General features: G+C 47.6%; 1 protein-coding gene. It reads left to right on the forward strand.

Features of this window, described 5'->3' with window-relative positions:
- Positions 1 to 118: 118 nt before the first annotated feature.
- Positions 119 to 557: START domain-containing protein (locus ACFQEU_RS17765; RefSeq protein WP_379784307.1), on the forward strand; the 439-nt coding region annotated here is incomplete at its 3' end.

Genomic DNA, 557 nt, shown 5'->3' on the forward strand with positions numbered 1-557 from the left:
TGCAACTTATTTTAATGTCGCCCCGTATCTCTCTATGATGGCGCTTTCTAGGGCGGCACAGTTTGCGTCGTCGAATATTGGCAATTGACGTACAATTCATTATTTTAGGATTATTATCGTGACCACATCATCCATTCGAACACTGGTTGCTAGAATGTTCGGCCTGGCGTTTTTGGCTGTTGCGCTTAGCGCCTGTTCGACGGTAAGCAAGGATTGGCAATTACAAAAACAACAGGGCGCGTTGAAGTACTATACGCGTATGGGGCCTACAGATTCCCTGCCCGAATTCAGGGCGACCGTTGATGTCGATGCACCGGTCGATAAAGTGATGAATTTTATTATGGATTTCAGCCGACACGCTGAATGGGTACATGGTTGTGAGCTGAGTCGCATCCTTGCCATGGATGATTTTAGTACCGCCTATATTTACCAGGTCACCAAGCTTCCGGTGGTCAGTGGTCGCGATATGATTATGTTGGCGGAAATCGTACGAGATGAGCAGACCAAGCAAGTCGCGATAAATCTTTCCGCCGAGCCGAGCTATTGCGACAATAATC

This window comes from Halorubrum tibetense (genome assembly GCF_042661865.1).
Taxonomy (GTDB): domain Archaea; phylum Halobacteriota; class Halobacteria; order Halobacteriales; family Haloferacaceae; genus Halorubrum; species Halorubrum tibetense.